The organism is Streptomyces sp. 17_S59, assembly GCF_056930295.1.
In genome coordinates this window covers 3,182,858-3,203,818 of sequence record NZ_JBXOWD010000001.1, presented here as the reverse complement: position 1 = coordinate 3,203,818, position 20,961 = coordinate 3,182,858, and the positions used below count along the sequence as shown (strand labels likewise).

Sequence of the window (20,961 nt, the reverse complement as noted above, 5' to 3'; positions counted from 1 at the left end):
CGCACGCATGACCCACGGCCTGGCTCGTGCTTGACTGGAAGCGACCATTTCGGTTGCCGTTGAGAAGAAGGTCCCGCCCGTGAGTAGCCAGAAGTACGCCTCGCTCCGTTACACAGCCCTGCGTATCGGCTTGCTCGTCGCATGCTTCGCGGTGGTGTGGGTGCTCTGCTACGCGCACCTCATCCCGATCGGGGTCGGCGGCTCGAACATCTTCTGGATGGTGCTGCTGGCGCTGATCCTCTCCGCGCCGCTGAGCTTCGCGCTGCTGCGCAAGCAGCGGGACGCCATGGCCGAGCAGATCGCCGGGCGCGTGGACCGGGCGAAGGAGCGCTTCGCCGCCAGCGCGGGCCAGGAGGACTGACGGCCGGGGAGGGAGCGAGGCGACGGAAAAATCGCCCGTACCGCCCCGTAGGGGTGTAATCCTCCTCACATAACTTCGAAGCCCCATCGCGGAATACCCCTTCCGTGGTGGGGCTTCGGCGTGTCCGCGCCCTGAGAACCCAAAGAATTCCTATGGGTACCTCAAAGCTCAGGTGTTAACGTGTTCGACATGAAGACAGCAGCAGCGCCTCGATCCCCCATGAGCCCCGTGCTCGTGGCGCGCCTGCACGTCGATCTTTGCCGCCGTGTGTCCGCGGCCTGTCGCCGCCGCTGATGTGACGCCCCGCCTCTTCCCAGGCGTCCCGCGGCCGGAGAGCCCGCATGCCCGGACCTCCTCGGTGCCCCGGCGCCTCTTCCTGACTTGAGCCCGTTCCCGGAGATCCCGTTGTCCTCATCCCCGATGCCCACTGCATCCCGCACGTTCCGCATACCCAAGGTCCCGTTCTGGGCCCAGATCCTGCTCGGCCTGGTGGTCGGCGCCCTGCTCGGCTGGGCCGCCAAGAGCGGTGACATCCACTGGCTGCAGACCACCCTCGACAAGATCGGCGGCATCTTCGTCCAGCTGCTGATGGTCGTGGTGGCCCCGCTGGTCTTCTTCGCCATCCTGGTGTCGATCACCAATCTGCGGAATGTCTCCAACGCCGCCCGGCTGGCCACCCGCACCCTGCTCTGGTTCATGATCACCTCGCTGATCGCGGTCGTCATCGGCCTGGCGATCGGCCTGCTCACCGACCCGGGCGCGGGCACCGGCCTGACCGCCGCGGACGGCGCCGAGCCCAAGAAGCACGGCTCCTGGCTGGACTTCCTGACCGGCATCATCCCGACCGACGTCGTCACGCCGTTCACCCAACTCAACGTCCTCCAGATCGTCTTCATGGCCGCCGTCGCGGGCGTCGCGGTGCTCCAGGTGGGCGAGAAGGCCCAGCCGCTGCTCACCCTCAGCGAGTCCGTGCTGGAGCTGCTCCAGAAGGTCCTGTGGTGGGTCATCCGGCTCGCCCCGCTGGGCAGCCTCGGCCTGGTCGGCAAGGCCATCTACAAGTACGGCTGGGGCCTGATCAGCAAGTACGCGACGTTCACCGCGGACATCTACGTCGGCTGCGCCATCGTGCTGTTCGTCGTCTACCCGCTGCTGCTGGCCACGGTCGCCAAGGTCAACCCGCTGCGGTTCTTCAAGGGCGCCTGGCCCGCGATCCAGCTGGCCTTCGTCTCCCGCTCCTCCGTCGGCACCATGCCGCTGACCCAGAAGGTCACCGAGCGCCTGGGCGTGCCGAAGGAGTACGCCTCCTTCGCCGTGCCGTTCGGCTCGACGACCAAGATGGACGGCTGCGCCTCGATCTACCCGGCCATCGCCGCCATCTTCGTTGCGCAGGTCTTCGACGTGCACCTGGAGGTCAAGGACTACGTCCTGATCGCCTTCGTCTCCGTCATCGGCTCCGCCGCCACGGCCGGCCTGACGGGCGCGACCGTGATGCTGACCCTGACGCTCTCGACGCTGGGCCTGCCCATGGCGGGCGTGGGCCTGCTGCTGGCGATCGACCCGATCGTGGACATGATGAGGACTGCCACGAACGTTGCTGGCCAGTCGGTCATCCCGATCCTGGTCGCCTCCCGCGAGAACATCCTGGACCGCGAGGCGTACGACACCGCCGACGGCTCGAAGCTGGAGGCGGAGCCGCAGCGGGTAGCGGTGGCGGCGTAGCCCGCAGCCGCAGGGCCGGTGCCCCTGGCCGCCGTTGGGCGTGACCGGGGGCGTCGGCGTGTGCAGGCGAGTGCCTGCTCCGCGGTCACGACCGGAGGAGCAGTACCGCCAGGTCCATGTCGGCGTGGATTCCGACCTCGTCCAGTAGTCGTTCGTCCGAGCGGAGCCGGTGCTCGTCGGCCCACTGGGTGCCCATGTCGTGGAAGACGCGACTGCTCTTCCGGTCGATCAGCACCCACTGGCTGCCGTAGGTCCAGGGCCGCACGTGATCGCGAAGGGCATTCCAGAGCACTTCCAGCAGACGGGGCACCGTTGCGGTTTCAGTCAGGGCGAATTCCACCCGGTGGCCCTGGAAGGCCGGGTGGGCCAAGCTGAGATCGACGGTGAGCATCCGTCTGGCGATGCCCTCGTGCGCGCTGGCGATGGCCTGGTTCACCAGTTGTTTCACCTGCTCGGGGGTAGCCGTGTCGGAGAGGAAGGAAGGCAGCACGGTCTGCAGCGTGTCCCGCACGACCGAATCGAGCAGTTCGGCGTTTCCTGCGGACCCCCTCCGCATCCCGTCGACGTAGGTCGTGACGGATATGTGTTCCGGGAAGTCGCCCGGGGCGTAGAGCACTTCCGGCTTCTTCCACAGGATGGTGAAGAACGCCCCGGACACCAGGACCGGGAACGTGACCGCGAACGTTGCGAGCACGCCCTGGACCCACCCGTCCGACTGGGCGGCGGCGATGCCGACCGTCGTCTCGGACAGGCCGAGGAACAGGGAGATGATCCACAGAGGGTTGAGCACCCGTGGCGGGGCGCTCGTCGGTGCGTTCCGTTCGCTCGGCATCCCCCGAGGATGGCAGCGGGCGGCTGCGTCGCGGCCGGAAATCGGGGAAAGCGTGCACGCCCGGTGCTCGGTGCAGGGGCCCGGTTCCGCACCGCCGACGTCGTGTCGGCTTGATCCGGGGCCTTGACGTCCCTCCTCCCTGTGATATTACCTGCCGGTAATGTGACGGGGGGGAGGGATTTTTGTCGTGAATGTCGTGAGTGCAGCACGGACCCCGGAGCCGCAGGCCCGGCGGAAGGGCCGCGGCGGGAAGAGCGGCGGCGGCAAGGTGCGGCGGATGCCGCGGGAGGTGCGCGAGCGTCAGATGCTCGATGCCGCCGTGGAGGTCTTCGCCCGGCGCGGCTACCGGGCGGCCTCGATGGACGAGATCGCCGAGCTGGCCGGGGCGTCGAAGCCCTTGGTCTACCTCTATCTGAACTCGAAGGAAGACCTCTTCAGCGCATGCATCCGGCGGGAGGCCGAGGCGCTGATGGGTGCGATGCGGGGCGCCGTGGATCCGGCCGCGCCCGCCGAGAGCCGGTTGTGGAACGGGCTGCGGGCCTTCTTCGCGCACACGGCCGACCACCCCGCCGGCTGGGCGGTGCTGAGCTGCCAGGCCCGTACGCACGGGGAGCCGTTCGCCGTCGTGGTGGCGGAGATGCGGGCGGAGATCGTCGGGCTCGTCACCCGGCTCATCGCCGAGGCGGCCGAGGAATCCGCCGACCGACAGGGGGCGATTCTCGGCCAGGAAGTGTCCGGCCTCGCGCATGCGCTGGTGGGGGCCGCCGAGTCGCTCGCCGGGTGGGCCAACGAGTGCACGGGGGCCGTTCCTTCCGCGAAGGAGACGGCGGCGACGCTGATGAACGTCGCGTGGGTGGGGCTGGAGAACCTCATGAACGGGCAGCGGTGGACGGCCACCGCTGCCCGTTCATGACTCCCCTCCTGTCATCCCCCGTCACCTCCTGCCGGCGTCCGCGCCGCGGCGCCGCGAGAGCGCTGCGGCGCGCCGGCGAGCCACGCCGTTCCGGGCGCCGGAAGGGCTGGACGCGGTCTGGAGGGCGTGGTCCGCTAGGCGTACCTTTGCGGCCAGGGATTTACCGCTCAGTAATGTGCCGGGTCATCGCCACAACCGCTTCGTGGGTCTCGCATGTGGGTCTGGAACAGGAGCCGCACGTGTCCGTACCGCACAGTCCCGCCCCGCCCCTGCCGGTCCCGCCCCGCACGACCGCCGTCGCCGGCGTCGTCCGCGAGGCGTCCGTGCCGGCCCTCGCCCCGCCCGTCTACTGGGGCTCGCTCGGCGACCTGCCGTTCGACAACGCCGCCGCCGCGCCCGCCGACGTCGTCCTGGGCCGCAAACAGCCCGACGGGCTCTGGCGGGACGTCACCGCCGCCCGCTTCGCCGTCGAGGTGACGTCCGTCGCCAAGGGCCTGATCGCACACGGGCTGCAGCCCGGGGACCGGCTCGCGATCATGGCCCGCACCTGTTACGAGTGGACGCTGCTGGACTTCGCGGCCTGGGCCGCGGGGCTGGTCACCGTCCCCGTCTACCCCACCTCCTCCGCCCTCCAGGTCGGCTGGATCCTGCGGGACTCCGGTGCGGCCGCGTGCGTCGTCGAGACGCACGAGCAGGCCCGGCTCGTCCGCGCGCAGCGCACGGAGCTGCCGGGCCTCGCGCACCTGTGGCGGCTCGACGCCGGGGCCGTCGGGCGGCTCTGCGCCACCGGCCGCTCCCTGCCGCAGGACGCCGTGGCCGAGCGGCGCGCCGCCCGCACTCCGGACGACATCGCCACCCTCATCTACACCTCCGGCACCACGGGCCGCCCCAAGGGCTGCGTCCTCACCCATGCCAATTTCTTCTCCGAGGTCGACAACGCGACCGAGCTGCTGCATCCCGTCTTCCAGGCCGCGAGCAAGGAGCCCGCGTCCACGCTGCTCTTCCTGCCGCTCTCGCACGTCCTCGGCCGGATGACCGCGGTCGGCTGCCTGCGGGCGCGGGTGCGCCTGGGGCACGCCCCGACCACCAAACCCGACGAACTCCGCGCGGATCTCGAGGGGTTCCGGCCCACGTTCCTGCTCGCCATCCCCTACGTCCTGGAGAAGGTCTACAACACCGGCCGGGCCACCGCCGAGCGGCTGGGCCGCGCTGCCGCCTACGACCGGGCGGCGCAGGTGGCCGCCCGGTACGGGGAGGCGCGGACCGCCCGGCTGCACGGCGCCGGACCCGGACCGGGCCTCCGGCTGCGCGCCGCCCACGCCCTGTACGAGCCGCTGGTCTACCGCCGCATACGGGCCGCCCTCGGCGGCCGGGTCCGCTACGTCCTCAGCGGCGGCTCCCCGCTCGGGCGGCGCCTGGCCGCCTTCTACACGGGGGCGGGGATCGAGGTCTTCGAGGGCTACGGACTCACCGAGACCACGGCCGCCGCCACCCTCACCCCGCCGCTCCGGCCCCGCCTGGGCACGGTCGGCTGGCCGCTGCCGGGCGGGGCGGTCCGGATCGCCGGCGACGGCGAGGTGCTGCTGCGCGGCGGGCACGTCTTCGCCGGGTACTGGGACGGGGAGAAGGGACGGCCGGTGCCGGCGGACGAGTGGTTCGCCACGGGCGACCTGGGGGCGCTGGACGCCGACGGCTACCTCACCATCACGGGCCGCAAGAAGGAGCTGATCGTCACCTCGGGCGGCAAGAACGTCGCCCCGGCGCCGCTCGAGGACGCGCTGCGGGCGCATCCGCTCGTCGACCAGTGCGTGGTCGTCGGCGACAACCGCCCGTACGTGGCCGCGCTGATCACGCTGGACGAGGAGGGGCTCGGGCACTGGCAGCGGATGCACGACATGGAGGACGTGCCGCCGGAGGAACTCGTCCGCGACAAGGGCCTGCTGCTCGACCTTCAGGAGGCGGTGGACGGGGTCAACGCGATGGTGTCGCGGGCGGAGTCGATCCGGCGGTTTGCGGTGTTGGCGGTGCGGTTCACGGAGGAGTCGGGGTACTTGACGCCTTCGCTGAAGCTGCGGCGGGAGGCGATCGGACGGGACTTCGGGGAGGCGATAGAAGGGTTGTACGGGGGGTGACCGGCGGGGGCCCGATCCCGCCCCTCGCGCTGCGCGCGGGCAGGGCTTCCGGGGCTCTGCCCCCGGACGCCGGCGCTGTCTCCGCCCGGCGCGGGGCCGCAGTCCCCGCGAATGAATGAACATCGCGCGAAGAATTTCGGTGCGGCGTACGAACATCGATAATTCGGATGATCCCGAAGGCGATGAACAACTGCTCGCGCGAGTTCTGTGCGACTGCCGCATGCGCGCCGCCGCGGCCGCTCGGAATTTCCGGGGAAACCGGGGCTCCGGGGAAAGGCGCAGATCCGCGAGCCCTTGCGATGATCGCGAAAAGGCAGGAGCCCCGCCTCCGCAGAAGCGGAAGGCAGGGCTCCTTAAAGATCGGACTCCGGCGAGCCGGAGTCCGGAAATCACGCCGGGGTGACGTTCTCCGCCTGGGGGCCCTTCGGACCCTGGGTGACGTCGAACGTGACCGTCTGGTTCTCCTCGAGGGAGCGGAAGCCAGAGGCGTTGATCGCGGAGTAGTGGACAAAGACGTCGGGGCCCCCGCCGTCCTGGGCGATGAAGCCAAAGCCCTTTTCAGCGTTGAACCACTTCACGGTTCCGGTAGCCATAAAGCCCTCCTTGGGCCAAAGGGTTGCCCTGCTCCAGAACCTGCGAGAAGTCTGAAAACTACAAAAGCCTGCGGGTCACATGCTCCGCAGGCTCTGTACTGCAAGGGAAACCAAACTGCAACTTGCGGCGAGCCTAGCACGCCAAGTTCTCGCGGGGAAGGAGTTGAAGATCACGCCCAAGGTGGGTTTTCGCCGCCTGGCGGGAGGAAAAGATACGGGGTCGGGCACCCTCCGGGGGCACCCCGCGCGGGCACCGCCGGAGCCCCGGGGCTAGCCTCCGGATGTGGACAATTCAGCCTCATACGGAGCGACCGCCGCCCAGGCCGGAGCCACCGCCGCGGCAGCGGCCCCGCTCCGCAGCCGCCCGCGCGTCGGCCACATCCAGTTCCTCAACTGTGTGCCCCTCTACTGGGGCCTCGCCCGTACCGGCTCGCTGCTCGACCTGGACCTCACCAAGGACACCCCCGAGAAGCTCAGCCAGCAGCTCGTCGAGGGTGATCTGGACATCGCCCCGATCACCCTCGTCGAGTTCCTGAAGCACGCCGATCAGCTCGTCGCCCTGCCGGACATCGCGGTGGGCTGCGACGGCCCGGTCATGTCCTGCGTGATCGTCTCGCAGCTGCCCCTGGAGCAGCTGGACGGGGCACGGGTCGCGCTGGGCTCCACCTCGCGCACCTCGGTCAGGCTGGCGCAGCTGCTGCTGGCCGAGCGGTACGGGGTCCGGCCCGACTACTACACGTGCCCGCCCGACCTCGGGGCAATGATGCAGGAGGCGGACGCCGCCGTGCTGATCGGGGACGCCGCGCTGCGGGCCTCGCTGCACGACGCCCCCCGGCTCGGCCTCCGGGTCCACGACCTGGGGCAGATGTGGAAGGACTGGACGGGCCTGCCGTTCGTCTTCGCCGTGTGGGCCGCGCGCCGCGACTACCTGGCCCGCGAGCCCCGGATCGTCGCCGAGGTGCACGAGGCGTTCCTGGCCTCCCGGGACCTGTCCTTGGCGGAGGTCGGCAAGGTGGCCGAGCAGGCGGCCCGCTGGGAGGCCTTCGACGCCGGGCTGCTGGAGCGCTACTTCACCACGCTGGACTTCCGCTTCGGCCCGGCCCAGCTGGCGGGCGTCGCCGAGTTCGCCCGCCGCACCGGCCCCACCACGGGCTTCCCCGCCGACGTGCGGGTGGAGCTGCTGGAGCGCTGACCGGACGGCGCTGCGGCCCGGAGAAAGCCCGGGTGGAAGCCCCGGAGAACGCCCCGGAGGAAGCCCCCCGGAGAACGCCGGAGCCCCGGCCCCCCTTGCGGGGACCGGGGCTCTCCCGGAGCGGTGTGACGCGGGGCGGGATCAGGAGGAGGGCGTGGGGCCTTCCATGACGTCACTGATCCACTTGATGCTGCTGTTGCCCATGCCCTTCACGTAGGTCTTGGCGTCGTGCTTGCCGCCCTGGATGACCTCGAGATGGGTATGGATGGGGCCCTTGTTGCCGTAGGTGGCGATGTATTTGTCGACGTGCTGCCGGGTGATGGCCGCCTCGTTCGTGCCGTACTGGAACGCGATGTAGACGTCCTTGTCCTTGCCCTTGGACTTGGCGTCGATCATCCGCTGCGACAGCACCTCCGGGTTGTTCTCCTTCATCTCCGCCTCGTGGCCCTTCCACAGCGGGGAGTCCGGGACGATGTCCGGACCGGAGGCGATGACGGCCTTGAACTTGTCCGGGTGCTTCATGACGGCCTTGAAGCCCGCGAAGCCGCCGGACGAGGAACCCATGAACGCCCAGCCGTCGCGCGACTTCAGCGTGCGGAAGTTCTGCTTGATCAGGTCCGGGACGTCCTCGGTCAGCCAGGTGCCCATCTTCGGCTGGTTCGGGATGTCACTGCCGTCGTAGTAGTACTTCTCGTCCGGGTTGAGGACCGGCATGGCCAGGATGAAGGGCAGGCTCTTGCCCTCCTCGGACCACTTGGCGATGCTCGCCTCCAGGCCGAGGTCGGTGCCCATCCAGTAGTTGTTCGGGTAGCCGGGGCCGCCGGGCAGCGAGATCAGGACGGGGAAGCCGCTCTTGGCGTACTTCGGGTCCTTGTACTGCTTGGGCGCCCAGACCCACACCTTGCCCTTGAAACCGGACTTCTTGCCGTCCAGGGTCGTGACGCCGATCTCGGTGCCGTCGCCGAGCGTGTTGGCGTTCTTGAACTGGGCCGCCGGGCCCGTCGGCATCAGCGTCTTGGAGTCGGCGGGCTCCGCCTCGGCACCGCCGGCCTGGCCGCCGCCCTTGTTGTCGCCCTGGCCGAAGCTGACCGGGTCGCCCTTCTTGGAGAAGGGGCCGATCTCGAAGTACTTCAGGGCACCGCCGGTGAGCAGGCCGAGTATGGCTATGGACGCCGCCACGATCACCCACCGCTTGGTCCGGCGGTTCCGCTGCCGCCCCTCGGCCTGGTAGGTGCCGTCGGGGTGGTAGTCGTCGTAGCCACCACCGTGCGGGGGGTAGTCGCCCTGGGGCGGGTAGCCGCCCTGGGGCTGCTGGTAGCTCGTGGCGGTCGGGTAACCGCCACGTGGCTGCTGGTAGTCCCCACCGGGTTGCCCGTAGCCGCCGTGCGGCGGGTAACCCCCGTTGGGTGAGTGCGTCATCGCGTCGCTCCGGACGATGATGTTGCCCCGAAGGACATGACGGATTTCGTTCCGTCCTAGTGGATGAGCAAACCCGCCTGCCGGGTTCCTGGGGAACCCCGTGAATTGAGTCATAAGATCGAAAAATCGAGATCGGAAGACTCGCCCAGGGGGCATTAAAGGACCCAATTCCGCCATTGTTCGCGGAAGCGGCGGCCGGGTCCGCAGGCGGGCGTACCGGGCCGGGCGCAGGCCCGCCGGGGCCCCTCGCGTAGGCTGGCCCGGTAGACGAACACCCCCTCCGAAGGGACGCCCGGTGACCGAGAACGCCGACCTTCAGTCCGTCCTCGACCGCGCCGCCGCGGGTGGCCGGATCACCCCGGAGGAGGCGCTCGAGCTGTACCGGTCGGCGCCGTTGCACGCGCTGGGCGCGGCCGCGGATGCCGCGCGCCGTCGCCGTTGCGCCGGTACGGAGCACATTGCGACGTACATCATCGAGCGGAACATCAATTACACGAACGCGTGTGTGACGGCGTGTAAGTTCTGTGCGTTCTATGCGCCGCCGAAGAGTGAGAAGGTGTGGACGCGTCCGCTGGAGGACATTCTGCGCCGGTGTGCGGAGACGGTGGAGCTGGGTGGCACGCAGGTGATGTTCCAGGGTGGTCATCATCCCGACTACGGGGTGGAGTACTACGAGGAGCACTTTGCGGCGATCAAGCGGGAGTTCCCGCAGCTGGTGATTCATTCGCTGGGTGCGTCCGAGGTGGAGCACATGGCGCGGATCTCGGGTGTCTCTGCGGAGGAGGCGATCCGCCGTATCCATGCTGCGGGTCTGGATTCGTTTGCGGGTGCGGGTGCGGAGCTGCTGCCGGAGCGTCCGCGGAAGGCGATCGCGCCGCTGAAGGAGTCGGGTGAGCGCTGGCTGGAGATCATGGAGCTGGCGCACAAGCTGGGCGTGGAGTCCACGTCCACGATGCTGATGGGCACGGGCGAGACCAATGCGGAGCGGATCGAGCATCTGCGGATGATCCGTGATGTGCAGGACCGCACGGGCGGCTTCCGTGCGTTCATTCCGTACACGTACCAGCCGGAGAACAACCATCTCAAGGGCCGTACGCAGGCGACGATCTTCGAGTACTTGCGGATGATCGCGATTGCGCGGCTGTTCCTGGACAATGTGGCGCACATCCAGGGTTCCTGGCTGACGGTGGGCAAGGAGGCCGGGCAGCTGTCGCTGCACTACGGTGCGGATGATCTGGGTTCGATCATGCTGGAGGAGAACGTGGTCTCCTCGGCGGGTGCGAAGCACCGCTCGAACCGGATGGAGATCATCGACCTGATCCGCAAGGCCGGCCGGGTGCCCGCCCAGCGCGCCACCACCTACGAGCACCTGGTGGTGCACGAGGACCCGGCGAACGACCCGGTGGACGACCGTGTGGTCTCGCACATCTCGTCCACGGCCATCGAGGGCGGTACCGCCCACCCCGAACTGAAGATCATCCAGGCGAGCTGACCCCTTGCTCACGCTGCACGCCGCCGATCTGCTGCTGACCGCCTCCGGCGCGGACCCCGTGCCCGGCGGTGCCGTGGCGGTGGACGGCGACACGGTCGTGGCGATCGGCCCGTACGAGGCCGTGGCCGCGGAGTTCCCCGGGGCGCGGGTGCGCCGCTGGCCCGGCGTGCTCACCCCCGGGCTGCGCCAGTGGTACGGCAAGTGGCTGCTGGAGCGCGTCTACCACCCCGATCCGCGCGAGTACGACGAGCTGGGCGACCGGCCGCTGACGGGGGAGCGCCTGGCGGCGCTCGAGATGACCGAGGCCCGCCGGGCGGGCAGCGTCCGCCGCGGCATCCAGCTGATGCTCCGGCACGGCACCACGGCGGTGGCCATCGGCTGCCTCGACGATCCGCAGGTCTACCGCGCCCTCGCCCGCTCCGGGCTGACGACGGTCTCCATCGCGTGGCAGCCGGGCGTCGTCAAGCCCGGCGAGCCCGATCCGGACCCGCTGAAGAGCGCCTACGACCTGGCGGGCGCCGTCGCGGCGCCGCTGACCGTCGGCGCGCGGGCGGACCTGGCGGTCTTCGACGTGCCCGACGAGGCGGCGCTCCTGGAGGCCGGCGCGGGCACGTGCGTCGCCACGGTGCTGGCGGGGCGGCTGGTCCACCGGCGGCGCTGAGGCGCGCCGGGCGCGGTGGCCGTCCCCGTCCAAAGCCCCTTGCGGGCCGTGGTGAAGAATGGGATCCGTGACCCGAGCCTCCCTGGACAAGCAGCCGCACGAAGTCGCCGCGATGTTCGACGCCGTGGCGGCGAAGTACGACCTGACCAACGACGTGATCTCGCTCGGCCAGGCGCGCCTGTGGCGCAGGGCCGTCGCGCAGGCCGTGGCCGCGCGCCCCGGGGAGAAGGTCCTGGACCTCGCGGCCGGCACGGGCACCTCCTCGCTGCCCTTCAGCGCCGACGGCGCGTACGTCGTGCCGTGCGACTTCTCGATCGGGATGCTGAGCGAGGGCAAGAAGCGCCACCCCTGGCTGCCGCTGACCGCCGGTGACGCGACGCGGCTGCCCTTCGCGGACGGCGTCTTCGACGCCGTCACCATCTCCTTCGGTCTGCGCAACGTCCAGGACACCGACGCCGCGCTGCGCGAGCTGCTGCGCGTGACGAAGCCGGGCGGGCGCGTGGTGATCTGCGAGTTCAGCCACCCCACGTGGGCGCCGTTCCGCACGGTCTACACCGAGTACCTGATGCGCGCGCTGCCGCCGATCGCCCGGACGGTGTGCAGCAGCCCGGACGCCTACGTCTACCTCGCCGAGTCCATCCGCACCTGGCCGGACCAGCCCGCGCTCGCGGCGCGGCTCCAGCAGGCGGGCTGGGCCGAGGTGGCGTGGCGCAACCTCACGGGCGGCATCGTGACGCTGCACCGCGGGACCAAGCCCGCGAGCTGAGGCACAGGGGGCGAAGCCGGCGCGCGTTCCGATCGTTGTCATGGCCAGGTTCTCCGAGGTCGGTACGATCTTGATCCTTACGCCGTCCTGACCTCGTGCAAAACCGCCCCGGAGGCGCCCTGTGCCGTCCTTCTGTCCTGCCTGTGGCACCGCGTTCGCCCCGGACGCGCGCTTCTGCATGAAGTGCGGGAAGGGGCGGCCCGACACCGGCCCGGCCGGGGAAGAGGCGGCGGAGGAGATACCGGCCGGGAAGGCCGGGGCGGCGGTGACCGTCCCCGCCATGCCGTCCACCGCGCCGCCGCCCCCGCCACCGGCCCGCCCGCCGCTGCCGGGCGCCCCGCCCGCGTACGCGCCGGGCGCACCGGGTGCCGTACCCGCCCCGCCCTCGCCCGCCGCGCTGTTCGTGCGCCGTGCCTTCACCGGCGACTGGGTGGGCTCGGCCATGGCGGCCCTGTGGCCGACGGTGCTGTTGCTCGTCCTCGCGCTCGGGCTGTCGCTGGCGTCCTTCGACGACTACGGCCGCCTCGAAGTCACCTCCTGGTCCGACCGCTTCCAGGTCGTCACCGCGCTCCTCCTCCAGGGGCTCGGCGGCACCCTGGACGTCCAGACGCGCAGCAGCGGCCTGTTCTCGCTGTTCATGACGGGCAACGGCTCGGTGTCCGTGTGGCCGCTGACCGTCACCGCCCTGTGGGCGGGGGCCGTGGTCCTCGGCGCCAGGCGGCTGCGCCGCACGCGGCCGCTCGGCGCGGGCGGCGGCGCGGAGGCCGCGCTGCGGGTCGCGCTGCTGTCCGGCGCGGCGGTGCTGGTCCTCGGCCTGATCGGGCAGCCGGAGGTCGAGATCGTGTCGGTCTCGACGACTCCCGTGCTCGCCGGGCTGTTCTCCTGCGTGCTGGCCGGCGTGGTGAGCGGCGCGGTGCTGTGCCGGGACGCACTGTCCGTACGCCTGGGCGCCGGCGCGCAGTTGGCCGTACGGGCGTGGGGCACTGCCCTGCGCGCCCTGGGGATCTCGGTCGTGCTGTGCGGTCTGATCGCGTTCGTCGCCCTCGCGGCGAACCAGGACAAGGTGGGCGAGTGGACGTGGGCGGGGTCGATCCCGGTCCTCGTCAACCTCGGTCTGATGGGCCTCGGTCTGTCCTGGGGCGCGGGCGTCGAGGCCTCGTCCACCGAGCGCGACTTCCACAAGAGCAGCACCTTCGGCCTGTCCGAGCTGGGGCACGCGGCCGGCGACTGGGCCCAGGCCGGTGCCCTGGGCGTGGGCCTGGTGTGCGCGCTCGTCCTGGCCGTGCTGACGGTGCGGCGCTCGGCGAGCCGCGCGGAGCAGGTGCTGTCGGGCGTGTTCTTCCTGGCGGCGGTCTGGCTGTCGGCGTTCGTCTCCGGTGCGGCGATGGAGATGTCGACGGGCTCGTCCTTCACCCACAACCCGCGCACCACGGACGCCTCGGTGGGGACGAACGCGGGCGAGCTGCTGCTGTTCGGGCTGCTGTGGACGGCGGGGGCGCTGCTGCTGGCCGCGCTGGCCGGGCCGCGGGGCGGTGCCGGTGGTACGGGCAGTACGGGCGGTACGGGAGGTGCGGGCGGCACGGGTGCGGTGACGCCCGTACCGCCGATGCCGCAGTCGGCGCCGGGAGTTGCACCTGCGGCGCCGGTCGTGCCGCCCGCCCCGGTCACGCCTCCCGCGCCTCCCGCACAGGCCATGCCGGCCGTGCCGCCCACCGCCCCTGTCGTCATCGCGCCGTCGCCGTCGCCGTCGCCGTCGCTGTCCCCGGCTCCGGACCGCGGCCCCGGCCGGGCCCCGGGCCGGGCGGTGAGCTGGGTGGCGATCGGCCTGGCCGCGTTCCTCGTGGGCGGGGTGGCCACGGGCGGCGTGCTGCTGATGCAGAAGAGCGACCACAAGGACGGCGGTGCCGACGCCAAGCACGGCGAGCCGGTCGCCGTGGGCAGCCGCGCCCCCTCGGCCGACACCGACCGGGGCAGCGCCGGACCGTCCGGCTCCGGCTCCCCGGCGCCCGACCGGGATCCGGCGGGGTCCGCCTCCCCGGCCCCGGCGACGCCCGCCCCGAGCCGCCCCGACCACATCACGATCCCGGACCGGGCCAAGGCCCAGCCGCCTGAGGGCTACGAGCGGATGACCTCACCCGAGGGCTTCACGCTCGCAGTGCCCCAGGGCTGGCACCGCGTGAACAAGGGCAGCGGCCAGATCGACTACGCGGGCCCCACGGGCCTGGCGCACCTGCGCGTCGGCATCGTCCAGCACACCGGCAAGTCCTCGTACGACAACTTCCAGGAGATGGAGAAGGTCGTCTCGCAGCAGGAGGGCTACAAGCGGCTCCGGATGATCCCGAACACCTTCCAGGGCAGGCCGGGCGCGCTGTGGGAGTGGACCCGCACCGAGAAGGGCACGGGCCGTGTCATCCACGCGATCGACGAGGCGTACGTGGACGAGTACGGCACCGAGTTCGCGATCCTCTACGAGGACCGGGACGAGTACTGGTCCGTCGTCGGCAAGACCTTCGACACGGCCCTGGAGCACTGGTGGTCGGGTCCGATCGACTTCGACTGACGTCCTGAGCGGAAGGGCACCGGCAGCCGGGCCCTTCCGCTGACGGGCCCGGGGACCCGGCTCATAGACTCGGCGTCGACCAAGTCCTAGCCGAATGGGAGAGCCGACTGTGACCGAGTCCCCAACCGAACACAGTGCCGACGTGATCGTGGTCGGTGCCGGTCCCGCCGGCTCGACCACGGCGTACTACCTGGCCAAGGCCGGCCTGGACGTCCTCCTGCTGGAGAAGACGGCCTTCCCGCGCGAGAAGGTCTGCGGCGACGGCCTCACCCCGCGGGCCACCAAGCAGCTCGTGGCGATGGGCATCGACGTCTCGGAGGAGGCGGGCTGGCTGCGCAACAAGGGCCTGCGCATCATCGGCGGCGGCGTCCGCCTCCAGCTCGACTGGCCGGACCTGGCCTCGTACCCGGACTACGGACTCGTCCGCAAGCGCGACGACTTCGACGAGCAGCTCGCCCGGCAGGCCGAGAAGGCGGGTGCCCGGCTGTACGAGCGCTGCAACGTCGGCGCACCGATCGTCGACGAGCGCACGGGCCACATCACGGGCGTGCACGCGAAGCTCGGCGACGAGAAGGCCCCGGCCGCCTTCCACGCCCCGCTCGTGGTCGCGGCCGACGGCAACTCCTCCCGGCTGTCGCTCGGCATGGGCCTGCACCGCCGCACGGACCGCCCGATGGGCGTGGCCGTCCGCACGTACTTCACCTCGCCCCGCCACGACGACGACTACCTGGAGTCCTGGCTGGAGCTGTGGGACCGGCGCGGCCCGGGCCCGGACCGGCTGCTGCCCGGCTACGGCTGGATCTTCGGCATGGGCGACGGCACGAGCAACGTCGGGCTCGGCGTCCTCAACACCTCCGAGTCCTTCAAGGAGCTGGACTGGCGCGAGGTGCTCAAGGCGTGGTGCGCCTCGATGCCCGAGGACTGGGGCTACACCCCGGAGAACATGACCGGCCCCATCCGGGGCGCGGCCCTGCCCATGGCCCTCAACCGGCAGCCGCACTACACCCGCGGCCTGCTGCTGGTGGGCGACGCGGGCGGCCTGGTCAACCCCTTCAACGGCGAGGGCATCGCCTACGCCATGGAGTCGGGCCAGATCGCCGCCGACGTCATCGTCCAGGCCCACGCCCGCGCCTCCCACGCACAGCGCGAACTGGTCCTGCACCGTTACCCGAAGGTCCTCAAGGAAACCTACGGCGGCTACTACACGCTGGGCCGCGCCTTCGTGAAGCTCATCAGCAACCCGAAGGTCATGAAGCTCGCCTCCCAGCGCGGCCTGTCGCATCCGCTGCTGATGAAGTTCACGCTCAAGATGCTCGCGAACCTGACCGAGCCGACGGGCGGCGACGCGATCGACCGCATCATCAACGGGCTGAGCAAGGTGGCGCCCAAGTCGTAGGCATGTCGTGAGATGCCGCGGCCGAGCGGAGAGTTTCACCCTTTCGGGTGGCTTTCGAGCGGTTTCGGCGGGTTGGCTTTACGGAAGGAACTGAGGGAGTCGTCCAACGGCTCTTCCGTGATCCTTCTTGTCAGGGGAAGGCCCCGCCATGGCTGTGAGCTACGCCCGCGACATCCGCCCGATGTTCACCGCCATGGACATCGATCACATGAGGGAATTCGGCGTTCTCCTGGACGACTTCGGCTTCATGTCCGTCCCGGCGAACGCGGAGAACGTCTTCGACCAGGTCTCCACCGGCTCGATGCCGCCGCCGGACAGCGGCGAGCCCCCATGGGCGCCCGCCCAGGTCCAGCTTCTCCGCAGCTGGATCGACGGCGGCCTTCAGCCGTAGCCGGGGCCCGCCTCACTCCCCGGCTACCCCCGCCCGTTGTGCGCCGACCCGTGCACAGCGGGCGGTCCCTCGGGGCCGGGCGTGCCCTCAGCCCTCCAGGTGCCCCAGGACGGACCGCATCGCGCGCTCCACGGCCCGGCGCGTCTCCTCGGTGTGGTCGACCGTCTCGAAGCCGTGGTGGCCGAGCGGCACGTCGATCACCTCGACGTCGGCCTCGCACTCCTTCGCGGCGGTCAGGAACTCCTCGACCGTTGCCGCGATCGCGGGCATCTCCAGCTCCACCCGGGTCAGCACGATCGGCAGCCGCCCCGCCGTGCGCACCGCGGCCGCCGGGTGGAACCGTTCGTCGGCGAGCCCCCAGTTGGGCAGCGGCGCGAGGATGGGATAGGTCGCCGCCACACAGCGCAGCCAGGACGGCGGCGCCGCGAGCCAGTCCGCCGACAGCAGCCCGCCCGCGGAGAGGAACCACAGCGCCACCCGCTCGCCGTCCACGCGCGGGTCGGCGCGCACCAGCTCGACCGCTGCTGCGACGTCCTCGGCGGCACCCCCGTAACCGTCGATGTCGTGCAGCCGGTGGTCGAGTGTCACGCCGACCGCGCCCAGGCTCGCCGCGTACCGGCCGTAGCCGACGAAGGTGGCCCAGTCCCGCGGCGTCGGCCGGGCCCCGGCGGGCACCGGCCCGCCGTGCACGAAGATCACCGCGGGGCGGGGCCGGTCGGCATCGGGCAGGTAGAGGTCGACGTGGCCCACCCGTTCGCGGGGCCGCTCCGGCACGTCCAGGAGGAAGGTGCGGCGGTCCGGGGGCTCCTCCGCCGTCAGCCGTTGCCCCTCTCCCGCGGCGGCCCGGAGCAGCGCCTCGGCCAGCTCGCCGGGGGCGGACAGCATCGGCCAGTGCCCGGTGGCGAGTTCGAAGAAGGTGATCCGGCGGTCGACGAGCGCCTGGAAGCGGGGGTCGCCGAGCCCCGCCAGGTTCTCGACCAGGGCGATGGTCGACCCGTTGGCGGTGCAGAGGACGCCGGTCGCCGGTATCCGGAGAACCGCCTCCGGGATCCGGAGCGGCTGCGTGAGCGTGCCCGTCGGCTGCGGTGCGGCCAGCCGGGTCAGGCGGTCCAGCGCGTCCGCCGGGACGCCCTGGGTGCTGCCCCAGCGCTGCCACTCGCCGAGCGCGGGCGGGGGGACCGGCCCGCCGTCCGCCGTCTCCCCGATCCGCGCCGCCCCGTCCGGCAGCGAGGCGAGCGCCGGCTCCCCGTCCTGGGGCAGACCGGAGTCCAGGTAGACGATCCGGGCCGTCCGCTCCGGGCGCAGGCCGGCCGCGCCGAGCGCCGGGTGGATGCCGTAGCAGTGGCCCACGAGCACCACCTCGGGTGCGGTCACCCCGTCGATCGCCTCCACCACGTCCCGGACGTGGGCCTCCAGGCCGGTCTCCGGTCCCGCAGGGCGGGCGCCGTCCCCCATGCCCGTGAGCGTCACCGGATGCACCTCGGCCCCCGACTCCCGCAGCCGGGCGGCCACGTCCTCCCAGACCCAGCCGCCCGTGTGGGCGCCCGGCACCAGCACGAATGCCGTCATGTGCGTCTCCTTCGCATGCCTCGGTCCGCAGGCCCGGCCCGCCGGGCCGTGCTTGCTCGCCGGTAGGCTAGGAACTCCCCCTGAGGGAGGTTCAAGTCGTGGCCGGTGACGGCAGTTGGAGCATCGGCGAACTCGCCGAGCGTGCGGGAGCCACCGTCAAGACGGTCCGCTTCTACTCGGACCGCGGCCTGCTGCCCGAGGCGTCCCGCAGCGCCGGGGGACACCGCCGGTACGGGCCCGAGGCGCTGGACCGGCTGCGGCTGATCCGCTCGCTGCGCACGCTCGACCTCCCGGTGCCGGACGTCAGCCGGGTCCTGGAAGGGGAGGACGACCTGGAGGACCTCGTCGCGGGCCGGCTGCAGCAGCTCGGCTCGCGGCTGACCGCCCTGCGCTGGCAGGAGGCGGCCCTCCGGCTGCTCCAGGGCTGCACCGCCGAGGAGCGCGCCGAGCGGCTGAGCCTGATCGGCGCCATGACCGTCCCGCCCAGCACGGCCCCGATGATGCGCTTCTGGCGGCTCTGGCTGCCCCCGCGAATGCCGGCCCGGGTGCTCTCCGGCGTCCTCGACCAGGCGGTCCCGCAGCCCCCCGACGACCCGACCCCGGCCCAGGCCCTGGCCTTCGCCCGGCTGCACGCCCTCGTCTCCGGCCCCTGCACCTCCGGCCTCGACCGATACCAGCCCGCCGCGCACCAGGCATGCCTCGGCTACCGTCCGGCCGTGCTCTACGACGGCCTCCACGAGGCCTTCGCGCTGGCGGCGCGGGAGCTGCGGGCCCGGCGGCCGCCGCGCGAGGGCGAGGCGCTCGACTGCTTCGTGGCCGTCTACGCCCGCTCCTGCGGAGCGCGCGACACCCCGGACTTCCGCCGCACACTCGACGCCCAACTCGCCGCGGCCCCCCGGATCGACGACTACTGGCAGCTCGCCGCCCAGCTCTTCGGCCCCTCGCACACCACCGCGGGCGCCGCCCACGACTGGCTTCACGCCGCCCTGGGCGCGCAGCTCCGTGCAGCGGGCGACCGGGCCGTGCCCGCCTGAGGGGCCCGGCCGGAGGCTCTGCCGGAATCACCCCTTTGTGTGGCCGGTGCGTTGCCTGCCTTACGGTTTTTCGGGGGAGGTATCCCAATGGTCCGTTATGTAGGCAACGGGCCCGGAAACACCCCCGTACGAAGGGAATTGGCAGATGCCGCACCCCCAATGGCTCCCCCGGATCACCTGCACCCCGCACCCCCGCGTGGTCCGCCTCGCGGTCGTGGCCGCGGTGCTCTCGCTGCCCGCCGCCGGGCTCGTGGCGGCGGCTGCCGCGTCCCCCGGGCGCGCCATCACCACGTGCACGGTCAACGGCGCCGACGTCACCGGGACGGCCATCGACGGGACCCCGCAGAACGACACGATCATCTGCAACGACGTCCCCGCCGACACCGTCATCGAGGGCCGGGGCGGCAACGACACGATCACCCTCACCGGGCACGTGGACGGACAGGTCCGGGCCGGGGACGGCGACGACCACGTCACGCTCGCCGAGACCGGCGTGCTGGAGGGGAGCCTCGACGGGCAGGCGGGCGTCGACACCATGGACGTCAAGGGCATGATGACGAGCACGGGGGCGGTCCGCGGCGGCCCGGGCGACGACAGCATTCACGTGGCCGACAACCGCGGCACCGTCGACGGCGGCGAGGGCAGGAACACCTGCACCGTCGACAAGGGCAACGCCCCCCTCAACTGCTCGCGGTGACAGGCCCCTTGGCCGCGCCCTAGCCGACCCCGTTGAGCAGCGCCTGGCCCAGCGGCGTCAGCGTGTGGTGCACCGACGGGCCCGTGCGCCGCGTGGCGACCAGGCCCGCCTCGCGCAGCACCGTCGCGTGCTCGCTGGCCGAGGCCGGGGAGACGCCCGCGCGCCGGGCGAGCTGGTTGGTGCTGCCGCCCGCGGCCGCCGCGTCGAGGACGCGGGCGCGGGTCCGCCCGAGCAGCGCGACGAGCTGGGAGAACTGGCCCCGGTCCGGCGGGGTCAGCACCGACTGGTAGGTGGTCAGCTCGAGGGCCACCGGATAGCGCAGCTCCAGCGGCCCGCCCGCGATCTCGTCCTCCGGGCTGTCGCCGCGGATGGTCGTGGTGGTCTGGAAGAACGTGGGGATGAGCAGCAGACCGCGCCCGTGCAGCCGGATGTCCGCGTCCCAGCGGCAGATCTTGTGCAGGACGGGCGGCTCCCAGCGCAGGCTCGGGTGGAGCGTGGCGAGCAGCTGCTCCACGCCCTGCTCGGCGCTGATCCTCGCCCGGCGGGTGCGGTCGGCCTGGACGCAGGCGGTGATCTGCGACCAGTAGGGCGCGAGGGCGGTGTCGTAGTAGGAGTGGAACGCCTGGCCGACGACCTGCGCCGCCTCGGTGTCGCCGGTGTGCAGCGCCGTGAACCAGTCGGGCACGGACGGCCGGAACTCCTCGGCCACGGCCAGCTCCGACGCCCAGACGCAGGACGGCAGGTCCCAGGTGGCCTGGAGGCTCTCCGCCAGCGAGGCCGCGCCCTGGATCCTGACGAACGCCTCGGGGAGGTATCCGCCCAGACCGGGCGGCGCCAGCTCGAACAGCGGGCGGACCGCCGGGGTGAGCCCGCGGCGCGTGCGCTGGCGCCAGCCGTCGAGGGCGATTCCGCCCTGGCCGGAACTCTGCAGCAGTGGAAGGCTGAGCGTCGCCTCCGCCAGTGGGTCAGGGGCGGGGGACAGACGCACCCGCCCGAGGTCCTCGGGGCCGAAATGGATGCGTATCGCCATGGCCCGAACGTAACCCGCCACAGCGAGGGAAGACTACGCGCTTCCGGACATCTTCACCCCTTCGTGCGCCCGAATTCGACCCGGGCCGAAGGGGTTTGTGCGAAGGGGGTCAGGAGTCGCAGACTCCAGGTACCGGCACGGGGGATCCGGGCGCCCAGGCAAGTACGGGGGTGGGCACCCGGGTGCAAGCCCGCGTCAGCGGGT

General features: G+C 71.6%; 18 protein-coding genes. 13 read left to right on the top strand and 5 right to left on the bottom strand.

Annotated elements, in window-relative coordinates:
* Nucleotides 1-79: 79 nt before the first annotated feature.
* On the top strand, nt 80-361 hold the full coding sequence (locus tag AC1Z4A_RS14200; RefSeq protein ID WP_483678886.1) for a DUF4229 domain-containing protein: 282 nt from the start codon (nt 80-82) through the stop codon (nt 359-361).
* A 420-nt stretch (nt 362-781) separates the two neighbouring features.
* Complete coding sequence (locus AC1Z4A_RS14195) at nt 782-2,080, top strand: dicarboxylate/amino acid:cation symporter (protein WP_483678883.1); 1,299 nt, start codon at nt 782-784, stop codon at nt 2,078-2,080.
* 85 nt (nt 2,081-2,165) lie between these two features.
* Here the strand turns inward: AC1Z4A_RS14195 and AC1Z4A_RS14190 are convergent, their stop codons facing one another.
* Nucleotides 2,166-2,912, bottom strand: coding sequence for a hypothetical protein (locus tag AC1Z4A_RS14190; RefSeq protein ID WP_483678881.1), 747 nt, complete (start codon nt 2,910-2,912; stop codon nt 2,166-2,168).
* A 277-nt stretch (nt 2,913-3,189) separates the two neighbouring features.
* On the opposite strand from AC1Z4A_RS14190, the gene AC1Z4A_RS14185 reads away from it, so the two are divergent.
* Entirely contained in the window at nt 3,190-3,825 is a 636-nt protein-coding gene (locus AC1Z4A_RS14185; RefSeq protein ID WP_483683592.1) for a TetR/AcrR family transcriptional regulator, read from the top strand.
* A gap of 239 nt (nt 3,826-4,064) precedes the next feature.
* Complete coding sequence (locus tag AC1Z4A_RS14180; protein ID WP_483678878.1) at nt 4,065-5,957, top strand: AMP-dependent synthetase/ligase; 1,893 nt, start codon at nt 4,065-4,067, stop codon at nt 5,955-5,957.
* Between the two features lie 389 nt (nt 5,958-6,346).
* Here AC1Z4A_RS14180 and AC1Z4A_RS14175 read toward each other — a convergent pair whose 3' ends face one another.
* Nucleotides 6,347-6,550, bottom strand: coding sequence for a cold-shock protein (locus AC1Z4A_RS14175; protein WP_030620150.1), 204 nt, complete (start codon nt 6,548-6,550; stop codon nt 6,347-6,349).
* A 379-nt stretch (nt 6,551-6,929) separates the two neighbouring features.
* On the opposite strand from AC1Z4A_RS14175, the gene AC1Z4A_RS14170 reads away from it, so the two are divergent.
* Nucleotides 6,930-7,742 carry a menaquinone biosynthetic enzyme MqnA/MqnD family protein gene (locus AC1Z4A_RS14170; RefSeq protein WP_483683591.1) on the top strand — a complete coding sequence of 271 codons (813 nt, stop codon included), beginning with the start codon at nt 6,930-6,932 and terminating at the stop codon, nt 7,740-7,742.
* 141 nt (nt 7,743-7,883) lie between these two features.
* On the opposite strand, the gene AC1Z4A_RS14165 is transcribed toward AC1Z4A_RS14170, so the two are convergent.
* Nucleotides 7,884-9,161, bottom strand: a complete 1,278-nt coding sequence (locus tag AC1Z4A_RS14165) for an alpha/beta hydrolase (protein ID WP_483678875.1) — start codon at nt 9,159-9,161, stop codon at nt 7,884-7,886.
* A gap of 295 nt (nt 9,162-9,456) precedes the next feature.
* Between AC1Z4A_RS14165 and mqnC the strand changes: the two genes are divergently transcribed.
* The 6 genes from mqnC to AC1Z4A_RS14135 all read left to right on the top strand — a co-directional run bounded on the left by mqnC (nt 9,457) and on the right by AC1Z4A_RS14135 (nt 16,427).
* Nucleotides 9,457-10,653, top strand: coding sequence for a cyclic dehypoxanthinyl futalosine synthase (gene mqnC, locus AC1Z4A_RS14160; protein ID WP_483678872.1), 1,197 nt, complete (start codon nt 9,457-9,459; stop codon nt 10,651-10,653).
* A gap of 4 nt (nt 10,654-10,657) precedes the next feature.
* Nucleotides 10,658-11,314 (top strand): imidazolonepropionase-like domain-containing protein, encoded by a 657-nt coding sequence (locus AC1Z4A_RS14155; RefSeq protein ID WP_483678870.1) that lies wholly within the window; start codon nt 10,658-10,660, stop codon nt 11,312-11,314.
* A gap of 67 nt (nt 11,315-11,381) precedes the next feature.
* Nucleotides 11,382-12,080: a demethylmenaquinone methyltransferase gene (locus AC1Z4A_RS14150; RefSeq protein WP_483678867.1), complete on the top strand. Its 699-nt coding sequence runs from the start codon at nt 11,382-11,384 to the stop codon at nt 12,078-12,080.
* Nucleotides 12,081-12,258: 178 nt separating this feature from the next.
* On the top strand, nt 12,259-14,640 hold the full coding sequence (locus tag AC1Z4A_RS14145) for a hypothetical protein (protein WP_483678865.1): 2,382 nt from the start codon (nt 12,259-12,261) through the stop codon (nt 14,638-14,640).
* Between the two features lie 109 nt (nt 14,641-14,749).
* Nucleotides 14,750-16,036, top strand: coding sequence for a geranylgeranyl reductase family protein (locus tag AC1Z4A_RS14140; protein WP_483678863.1), 1,287 nt, complete (start codon nt 14,750-14,752; stop codon nt 16,034-16,036).
* A 148-nt stretch (nt 16,037-16,184) separates the two neighbouring features.
* Nucleotides 16,185-16,427 (top strand): hypothetical protein, encoded by a 243-nt coding sequence (locus AC1Z4A_RS14135; protein ID WP_483678862.1) that lies wholly within the window; start codon nt 16,185-16,187, stop codon nt 16,425-16,427.
* A gap of 87 nt (nt 16,428-16,514) precedes the next feature.
* On the opposite strand, the gene AC1Z4A_RS14130 is transcribed toward AC1Z4A_RS14135, so the two are convergent.
* Nucleotides 16,515-17,996 (bottom strand): alpha/beta hydrolase, encoded by a 1,482-nt coding sequence (locus AC1Z4A_RS14130; RefSeq protein WP_483678861.1) that lies wholly within the window; start codon nt 17,994-17,996, stop codon nt 16,515-16,517.
* Nucleotides 17,997-18,094: 98 nt separating this feature from the next.
* Between AC1Z4A_RS14130 and AC1Z4A_RS14125 the strand changes: the two genes are divergently transcribed.
* Entirely contained in the window at nt 18,095-19,030 is a 936-nt protein-coding gene (locus tag AC1Z4A_RS14125; RefSeq protein WP_483678859.1) for a helix-turn-helix domain-containing protein, read from the top strand.
* Between the two features lie 145 nt (nt 19,031-19,175).
* Entirely contained in the window at nt 19,176-19,727 is a 552-nt protein-coding gene (locus AC1Z4A_RS14120) for a hypothetical protein (RefSeq protein WP_483678857.1), read from the top strand.
* Nucleotides 19,728-19,746: 19 nt separating this feature from the next.
* Here the strand turns inward: AC1Z4A_RS14120 and AC1Z4A_RS14115 are convergent, their stop codons facing one another.
* Nucleotides 19,747-20,757 (bottom strand): ArsR/SmtB family transcription factor, encoded by a 1,011-nt coding sequence (locus tag AC1Z4A_RS14115; protein WP_483678854.1) that lies wholly within the window; start codon nt 20,755-20,757, stop codon nt 19,747-19,749.
* Nucleotides 20,758-20,961 lie beyond the last annotated feature (204 nt).

Coding starts and splice junctions, on each gene's coding strand:
- AC1Z4A_RS14130 (WP_483678861.1), bottom strand. CDS start 17,996: ATGACGGCATTCGTGCTGGTGCCGGGCGCCCACACGGGCGGCTGGGTC.
- AC1Z4A_RS14145 (WP_483678865.1), top strand. CDS start 12,259: ATGAAGTGCGGGAAGGGGCGGCCCGACACCGGCCCGGCCGGGGAAGAG.
- AC1Z4A_RS14115 (WP_483678854.1), bottom strand. CDS start 20,757: ATGGCGATACGCATCCATTTCGGCCCCGAGGACCTCGGGCGGGTGCGT.
- AC1Z4A_RS14135 (WP_483678862.1), top strand. CDS start 16,185: ATGGCTGTGAGCTACGCCCGCGACATCCGCCCGATGTTCACCGCCATG.
- AC1Z4A_RS14185 (WP_483683592.1), top strand. CDS start 3,190: ATGCCGCGGGAGGTGCGCGAGCGTCAGATGCTCGATGCCGCCGTGGAG.
- AC1Z4A_RS14190 (WP_483678881.1), bottom strand. CDS start 2,912: ATGCCGAGCGAACGGAACGCACCGACGAGCGCCCCGCCACGGGTGCTC.
- AC1Z4A_RS14195 (WP_483678883.1), top strand. CDS start 782: ATGCCCACTGCATCCCGCACGTTCCGCATACCCAAGGTCCCGTTCTGG.
- AC1Z4A_RS14120 (WP_483678857.1), top strand. CDS start 19,176: ATGCCGCACCCCCAATGGCTCCCCCGGATCACCTGCACCCCGCACCCC.
- AC1Z4A_RS14175 (WP_030620150.1), bottom strand. CDS start 6,550: ATGGCTACCGGAACCGTGAAGTGGTTCAACGCTGAAAAGGGCTTTGGC.
- AC1Z4A_RS14165 (WP_483678875.1), bottom strand. CDS start 9,161: ATGACGCACTCACCCAACGGGGGTTACCCGCCGCACGGCGGCTACGGG.